Source organism: Antarctobacter sp. (assembly GCF_048262615.1).
Lineage (GTDB): Bacteria > Pseudomonadota > Alphaproteobacteria > Rhodobacterales > Rhodobacteraceae > Antarctobacter.
In genome coordinates, this window is sequence record NZ_JBLXFB010000061.1 from 1 (window position 1) to 5,606 (window position 5,606).

The 5,606-nt window shown below is 63.7% G+C and carries 6 protein-coding genes and 1 pseudogene; 1 reads left to right on the forward strand and 6 read right to left on the reverse strand.

Going from position 1 to position 5,606, the window contains the following annotated elements; translation table 11 throughout:
* Positions 1 to 502, forward strand: a pseudogene (locus tag ACN0S5_RS24000) (hypothetical protein); the annotation flags it as partial.
* Positions 503 to 898: 396 nt separating this feature from the next.
* On the opposite strand, the gene ACN0S5_RS24005 reads toward ACN0S5_RS24000, so the two are convergent.
* Genes ACN0S5_RS24005 through narI form a run of 6 tightly spaced genes read right to left on the reverse strand, consistent with a single transcriptional unit; the run spans position 899 to position 5,490 of the window.
* Complete coding sequence (locus ACN0S5_RS24005) at positions 899 to 1,420, reverse strand: DUF2478 domain-containing protein (RefSeq protein WP_417211762.1); 522 nt, start codon at positions 1,418 to 1,420, stop codon at positions 899 to 901.
* Positions 1,421 to 1,431: 11 nt separating this feature from the next.
* Entirely contained in the window at positions 1,432 to 2,712 is a 1,281-nt protein-coding gene (gene glp, locus ACN0S5_RS24010) for a gephyrin-like molybdotransferase Glp (RefSeq protein ID WP_417211763.1), read from the reverse strand.
* On the reverse strand, positions 2,709 to 3,326 hold the full coding sequence (locus ACN0S5_RS24015; protein WP_417211764.1) for a carbonic anhydrase: 618 nt from the start codon (positions 3,324 to 3,326) through the stop codon (positions 2,709 to 2,711). The genes glp and ACN0S5_RS24015 overlap by 4 nt, the downstream gene beginning before the upstream one ends.
* 1 nt (position 3,327) lies before the next feature.
* Positions 3,328 to 3,885, reverse strand: a complete 558-nt coding sequence (locus tag ACN0S5_RS24020; RefSeq protein WP_417211765.1) for a hemerythrin domain-containing protein — start codon at positions 3,883 to 3,885, stop codon at positions 3,328 to 3,330.
* A 19-nt stretch (positions 3,886 to 3,904) separates the two neighbouring features.
* Positions 3,905 to 4,702, reverse strand: a complete 798-nt coding sequence (locus tag ACN0S5_RS24025) for a peptidylprolyl isomerase (RefSeq protein ID WP_417211766.1) — start codon at positions 4,700 to 4,702, stop codon at positions 3,905 to 3,907.
* Between the two features lie 5 nt (positions 4,703 to 4,707).
* Positions 4,708 to 5,490, reverse strand: a complete 783-nt coding sequence (gene narI / locus ACN0S5_RS24030) for a respiratory nitrate reductase subunit gamma (RefSeq protein ID WP_417211767.1) — start codon at positions 5,488 to 5,490, stop codon at positions 4,708 to 4,710.
* Positions 5,491 to 5,606: the final 116 nt, after the last annotated feature.

Genomic DNA, 5,606 nt, shown 5'->3' on the forward strand with positions numbered 1-5,606 from the left:
GCCGGTCAGCTCCTTCATGAACTCTTTGCGCGAGAGGATGAGCGTCGCAGCCCGAGCCGGAAGTGGCGGCGCCCGCGTCGGCGGCTCCTACATACAAGGCGCGATCTTCAACCCCAAGACGTTGATCGCACTCCTGAACATCTATCGCGTTCACTACAACTTCTTCGAGCCACGGCCGTACGCATGCCCCTACGATGCGATTGACGACCTCGTCGACCCTCCGAAATTGACACCGCGCGCGTTGCGGATACCTGGGACGGATGAGTTTGTGGATCTCCCAACGCGTGCGCGGCGCTCACGCGCGCGAATGACGCCGGCCATGCGCCATGGCATGGATGCTTTCACAAAGCGGAAAGATGGCACACAAGACCCACCGGACATCTACCGAATACTATATCGCCCATGGCTCTACATGGGGACCAAACTCGGCGCACGGTTTGAGAGATCCGGAGGGAACAACAGAACGAAAGCGACCAGTTCTCGACAGGGCCCCGCCGTTTGAAGTCTGTCTGCTCCGAGCCCAACCTGAACGCGTAGCGGGTAGGAATCTTTGCATTTTCGCCACGGGCGCTCCTGTCGTCGCTCACGGCCCGGAGCTGACATTCGGGGAGCGGCTCATTGCTACCGTGCAGCTTCACCGGACCGGACATACAAATCGTCGTGCAGCATAGACGGGCAAGAATAGGTCGGCAATACGTGGCTTCTTTGACGCTCGAACGATAGGCTGCAGCTGCAGATTGCCGCCGCGAGGGTGCGTGACATGTTGAAGACATGCCATAATTCCCTCGTTTTGGAGGGGGCTTGATCGTTGGGTTTCGGCGGCTATTCTCAGTTTCTGGGAGGGAGGCATACCGCCATTGCCAATGTTCGGGCGCCAGCTTTGTTTCCGTTGGATACCTCAGGCCGCTTCGCCTTTACGCTCCAAGCTGCGGTGAACCCATGCTTCGAGCGCGGGCCTATCCGGCAGCAATTCTTGCGCAAGACCGTCAGCGAATTCGTTGAAGGCGGACAAGTTCAGCGCGTTGACCCCGACAAGAACCGGGATGCCCTGTGACAGCGCCTCGGCAATGACCGGACGAAAACCGCGCCCGTCGGCCTCTTGTTTGCCGAACTTGTTGATGATCAGGCAATCGGCCCCGGCATCCAGCGCCGTCTGCACGTATCCGACAGCGCTTTCCAGGGCAGCGGGATCAAGTCGGCATCCGCGGGACCCGGATCCAAGGCTTTGCGAAATGCGGAAGATCTGACCAGCGGGCAGGACCTGCACATCCATGTCACACGGACCGCCAGAGGCGTTCTCGATGTTGATCTGGACGGTGCCTGCGGTCCGAACGCCGGCCTTTGTCAGTGCTTCGGCGAGGCGAAACAGCAAGAGATCGGTGTCACCGCGCCCGGGGGCCATCGTGTAGGCAAGTTGCATGGTTTCTTTCCTCAATTCTCGAAAAACGGCATGAATTCCAACAGCGCCCCTTCGGGCAGAGCATCGGCGTCAGCGGGCAGCAGGATCAACCCGTCCGCCGCCGGAAGATTTCCGACCCTCGCAGAGTTGGTCGTGCCGTCGAATCCCACCAACTCACGGCCAAGGGCATCGAACCCGATGCGGCTTGCCGGTCGGAATTCGCAGCGTCCGGGCTTGCGTCTGATCGGATGGGCGGTGACGACGTGCCGGCGCTGGACGCGCGGGCGCGCCTGGCCCGCCAGGTGCTGTACGACGGCCTGCCCGAACAGCTGCCAAGTGACGAAGGCCGCCAGCGGGTTGCCGGGCAGTCCCATCCAGATGGTGGACCCGACAGATCCCAATGACACCGGCTTGCCCGGCTTGATCGCGACCCCGCTGAAGGCAAGCTCTGCGCCCAGATCGGCAAGCGCCGGTTTAACGTGATCCTCTTCGCCGACGGATACGCCGCCGGTCGTGACCACCAGATCCGCGCGGGAAAATAGGTCAGCCAGTTGGCGGCGCAGGCTGTGCCTGTCGTCGGCAGCCGGTTCTGCGGCAACCAGTTCCATCGCGGGTGACGTGAAAGCCGCGCGCAGCATGGGCGTATTGACGTCCCAAATCTGCGCGGCGGCGCGGCCGGAACCAGCCTGCCGCACCTCGTCGCCCGTCACCAACAGCGCTACGCGCAACCGCCTGCGGACAGTGACCTCGGCAGCGCCCGCCGCCGCAGCGGAAGCGATTTCTCGCGGACCCATGGACAGGCCCGCGGTCAGCACGAACTCTCCGGCCTGCATGTCGCTGCCGATGCGGCGAATGTTCTGTCCGTGTTCTGGACGGCGGTCGATCCGCACTCGTGTCCCGGCCTTGCGCACCTGTTCCTGCATGACGACGGCGGTCGCGCCTGCGGGGACCGGCGCACCGGAAAAGATACGGGCCGCGGTGCCAGGTTCCAGCACGGCCTGCCCGCCGGATCCGGCGGGTATCCGGTCCGAAACCGGCAGGATCCACGGTCCGTCCCCGACGAAGGCGCGTGCATCGACGGCATATCCATCCATCGCGGAGTTGTCGAAAGAGGGCGCGGGGGTGTCGTTGACCACCGGCAGCGCGAGGACGCGGCCATGCGCTTGCGACAGGGAAAGTCGTTCAACCTCGGCGATCGGTCGGCACAGCGCCCTGATCCGATGGAGGGCCTCGTCAATGCTGATCAACTTTACCAAGTGTTCCGGCGCGTCGCAGCCGCAGCCGGGTTTCAGGATGTCTTGCAACAGGGTCATTCCGCCACCTCGCGTAGAAATTGTCCGGGCCCGACCGTGCAGTCGAGATCTCGCAGACGTCCGTCTTTCAGGCCGTAGATCAGGCCGTGAATGCGGATGTCCGCCCGCCTCGCCCAGGCGCGCTGCATGATCGGGGTTTCCGCCACGCGGCGTACCCCTTCGATCACGTTGAATTCGGCCAGCCTGTCGCGGCGGGCCTCCATGTCCTGTTCCTGCGCCAGGTCGATGGCATAGGCCCGCGCCAGGCGTCGGATCGGCTCCAGCCAGTGATCGGCCAGCCCGTGCGGCAGGTTCTCGGTCGCGGCCATTACCCCGCCACAGCCGTAGTGACCGCAGAGGATGATTTCGCGGACCTGCAGGGCGTCGACGGCGAATTCCAGAGCCGAAAGCAGGTTCATGTCCGACGAGTGCACCACGTTGGCCACGTTGCGATGCACAAAGACCTCTCCGGGGTCCAGACCGGCGACGACATTGGCCGGCACTCGGCTGTCGGAACAGCCGATCCAGAAGAATTCCGGCGCCTGCTGGGACGCAAGCCGCGTAAAGTAGCCCGGGTCAGCCCGGTGCCGCTCGGCGGACCAGTCCGCGTTCCGTTGGAGCAGAGAGTTCAGCATCTCAACTCTCCATCCTTTGGATGCGTCGGCGGATCATGCTGGCCCTTAACAAAGCCACATCATCGGTCGTCAACCGCGCCCGGGCGAAGGGCAGGACAATCGCATTCTCTACCAGCAGGTGACGGCGCAGCCGGTCAGCAAAGTCATGCAGCGCTGTGGCGACGTCTTTCTTTGCCGCACAGGGCCCGTCATGCATTGCCGCGAGATTCTGCCGCAGCTTGGGCATCATCCCGGCCAATATGACATGTTCTGTCCTCATGCGGTCCAGCGTTTCAGCAATGTCGTCCTCTGGCGTGCACCGTGAGAGCAACAGTTCCCTCAGGTCGTCATCCTCGTCATGGATGAGCAGGTCGATTTCATGATCGAGAAATGTGAGAACCTTGGTTACCTTCACCGGGTCCGGCGCGGGATCCTTGGCAAGCCGATCGATCATCTCGCAGACCGCGCGCATGTGCATGTGGTCCTCCTTGATGAAATCCAGCGGATTTTCCAGCAGTTCGAGGCTCGGAGGTTCAGAATCGACGCCGCCGCGCCGGATGTTGGACAGGTCGTTTTTCATTATGCCGTCTCCCGTTGGTTCAGGCCGTTTTCAGGTCCGCACCCGAGATTTCGGCTACGGCCACCAACCGACCGACAAAAGCCCGCGCAGACCGGGTCCATGCGGCCTTTTCCATGGCCTCACAGATCTTGGACCGAACTGCCTCGAAGGGAAGGACCGCCCCATCGGCGACGGCGTCCATGCGGATGACGTGCCAGCCATGCCGGGTCAGAACCGGCGTTTCGGTAATCTGCCCTTCGGACAGGTCGCGCAGGGCGGTCTGGAATTCCGGGACGGTGTCACCCGGACTCAGCTGCCCCAGAGCGCCGCCATTGGCCTTGGACCCGCAATCGCTGTGATCCTTGGCAAGCTGTGCAAAGCCGCGCGGATTGTTCAGGACGCGGGCGGTCAGCTCCTGTGCGCGGGCATAAGCCGCGTCGGTCTCCGCCTCGTTGCGGGGGTCGCAGGCGCAGAGGATATGCGAGACCTCCCACAGCGGCGGCGCGCGAAAACGCGAAGGATCACGCGCCCATTCCGCGCGCACCTCTTCCTCGGTGGGCGGCGTTACCGACACGGCGGTTTCAAGAAAGCCCCGGATCAGGGCCTCCTCATCTGTTTCAAAACGTCCCGGCCCGATTTCCGCAGGGTCTGGGGACAGGCCCCGGCGCGCCGCCTCTTGCAGCAGCAGGGTGCGGACGGCGACGGCATTGGCCGCCTTGCGCCACGCGATGCCGGGTTTGCCCTTGGGCGCATCGTGGTTCTGGGCCTCGGCGGCGACAACCGCGTGGGGCACCATTTCGCCATTGACGATCAGATCGGGAAACAGGGCTGCGTTCATGACCGTCACTCCGCCGGTTTGGCGAGGGCGTCTGCCCCCGGCTTGGCTGCGACGGGCTTCTGCGCGACTGCGCCGTGGCCGTTCCGCTCTGGCAGGGGCTGCGTGCGGCGCGAGCGCACGATCTGGTAGCCCGACCTCCCCAGAAGGTAACGGAAGGGCGCGGCAAAGCCGGACACCAAGTGCACAAGGCGGGTGAAGGGGAAGACGAGGATGATCGTCATGCCCAGCACCAGGTGCAGCTTGAACACCAGCGCCACGTCCTGAATGTGACTGGCGGCCGCCCCGTCGAAGGTAAAGATCCCTTGCGCCCAGGACATGAACTTGACCATCTCGTGCCCGTCCAGGTGGCCGAGAGAGATGAATACCGTGCCCAGGCCCAGCACCAGCTGCGCCAGAAGCATGGCAAGGATGGCGATGTCGGCAAAGCTGGACGTCCCGCGGATGCGCGGATCGGTCCAGCGGCGGTGAAACAGCATCGCGCCGCCGACCAGTGCCATGACACCCGCGATGCCACCGGCGACAACGGCCAGCAACTGCTTGGCACCGTGACTGATGCCCAGCGCGTCGAAGATGGCGATCGGGGTCAGCAGGCCGACGATATGGCCCAGCGTGATGACGATCAGTCCGACATGGAACAGGATCGACCCGATCACCAGTTGCTTGCGCCGCAACAACTGCGACGACGAGGATTTCCAGGTGAAGGGGTCACGCTCGTACCGGGCGATGGACCCCATGATCCCCACACCAAGGGCGATGTAGGGAAAGATACCGAAGAAGAAGTTGTGCATCATAGCCTCCGTCACTCTGCGGCCACGCCGGGGGCGCGGCGGAGCGGTTCATCCATACGCGCGAGCATGTCGCGCGTGACCGGGCAACCGGCATTCGGGTCGGGACCGAAGCGGAC